Below are 2,050 nucleotides of genomic sequence, written 5' to 3' on the forward strand. Positions count from 1 at the left end.
ACCGCGAAATTCATCGCCGACAAGCACCCCACCAAGGTCGCAGCATTTGCCTCATTCGTCATTTGACTTGCGCGATGTAAGGGGCTCATCTTGAAGTTGCCTCTGATGTTCTCAAGCGCGTGGGGATCGGCCTAACACCTGACGGAACGGATAATGGCTGATTGCCGGTGTCTGCCGGGTCCGAAGCAGCATGCGTCGTTCCCCCTGACGGACAGGACCGTTAGCACTCGCCCGCCCACCGAATGCTGCTGTGGTTCTGGTTTTCCTTGAAGCTGGAGCACTAGAATGATGTTTCCATCATGGTCATATGGGCCGGAATGCTTTTCGATAGCTAGCAGATCACACATGGATATCGTCGGCCTAGGTGCACTCCTTGTCTTAGTGCTCCCGTCGATCGCGTTCGCCGCTGAGAAGCCGGCATATAGCCCGGACGCTGCAACGCCACTCGTAACGACTTCACGCATCTCTGCGACGGTCGAGCTCGGGCTGCCGGCTCTCGCTGCAGCGATCGAGCGGGACATTCCAAAGCGGCTTGCCACCATCGACGAACGCATCAACTGCGTTCATCGTCATGTTTTCATCTTCCGGGTCAACGCCAACTGCGACGTATGGGGATTTGTCGACCGGACTAGCCCGGTCTCGCTGTATGGCCGGGGCGATCGCGTCTTCGGCGCGGTCTCCATACATGGTGCTGCCGAAGGTCAGGGAGCTAATCGGTTCACGGCGCGCATCCGGGGCGAGACCGAGGCACGCGCGACGATCGAGGTTGAAGCGCGCCCCGAGCTGCGCAGGGATGGATCGCTCCAGCTCAACATCAGCGACTCGTTCCACTGGAGTGAGCATCCCTACCTTCACGTGCTGGGTCGCGAGTTTGACCTTGCCCCCTATGTCGAGCCCAATATTCGAACCCAGCTGGGCCGCATCCGGTCGCGCGCGCTGGCCGCGGCGCGGGCACTCGACCTGCACGGCAAGGCCGAGACGGCATGGCGTCACGCGTTTGACCCCATTAAAATCTCGAAGGATCCGCCGATCTGGCTGCAGCTGATCCCGCAGACCGCGGCGTTCGCGGGTGTCCGCGCCGATGGCAAGGTATTGTGGGGATCGCTTGAACTTACCGGCTCCGCCGAAACTCTAATCGGGCAGCAGCCGCCAGCTGTCACGGCAACGGCTCTCCCGCCGCTCGGCGCCGCGGTGGCTGAGCCGGGCACCTTCGATGTCATTCTTCCCGTGCGCATCAACTACGAGGCGGTCAAGGAAAAGGTAAGCCAGGCAATTGCAGCCGTTCCGGCGCAGAACACGTCCGTACGCGAGGTTCAGATCTACCCGTCCTCGGGCAAACTCGTGGTCGGCCTTCGCATAGCAAAGAGCTCCGACGCCGATCCCAACGCGGATCAATGGATCTATCTTTCGGCCCAGCCAAAAGTCGATGCCGACAATAGGACCTTTGGCCTTTCCGAAATTGGCCTGACGACCTCGTCAGAGGACAGCCAGATTGGATCTGCCGTGCAACAGCTCGCGGCGCAATTGAAGAATGGCTCTAATCTCGACTACGGCATTTCCTACCAAAACCTGCTCATGGCCGCGAACGAACGCTTGACGCGCCCGCTGAAGGACGGCTTTCGCATGGAGGGCCACCTTGACTCCGCAAGGCTTGGAAAAGTGCACTTGCTGCGCGAAGGCATCCTGATTGCCCTTCATGCCAGCGGCGGTCTGAAGATAGTTTACGGACTGTAAGCACGTGAGCTCGACCATGCGATACTTCACCAGCAATCTCTTTGGTGGCTGGCCGCGCAGGTGGATGTCGACCGCGCTCATCGCCACGGCGGTGCTTGGCCTTCCGGGAATAGCGTCAGGCCAGACGACATTTTATGATGCGCCGGAATCGTTGCTCAACGGCGCCCCGGGCACCTTAGTGCGGCAGGAGCCGATGGACGGTGCTCCGCTCGGCGCCTCCACTTATCGCGTGCTCTATCGCTCGACGGGGCTGAACGGTCGGCCGGTCTTTGTGTCCGGCGTCGTCATCGTTCCGCAAGGCACGCCCGCGCTCGGC

1 protein-coding gene and 1 pseudogene are annotated in these 2,050 nt (G+C 60.8%); both read left to right on the forward strand.

Going from position 1 to position 2,050, the window contains the following annotated elements:
• Window positions 1–345: 345 nt before the first annotated feature.
• Complete coding sequence (locus tag IVA91_RS14765) at window positions 346–1,734, forward strand: DUF4403 family protein (protein WP_247458866.1); 1,389 nt, start codon at window positions 346–348, stop codon at window positions 1,732–1,734.
• Window positions 1,735–1,750: 16 nt separating this feature from the next.
• A pseudogene (locus IVA91_RS14770) lies at window positions 1,751–2,050 on the forward strand (hypothetical protein); the annotation flags it as partial.

The organism is Bradyrhizobium sp. 153, from assembly GCF_023073835.1.
In the GTDB taxonomy this organism is placed as follows: Bacteria; Pseudomonadota; Alphaproteobacteria; order Rhizobiales; family Xanthobacteraceae; genus Bradyrhizobium.

Coding starts and splice junctions, on each gene's coding strand:
- IVA91_RS14765 (WP_247458866.1), top strand. CDS start 346: ATGGATATCGTCGGCCTAGGTGCACTCCTTGTCTTAGTGCTCCCGTCG.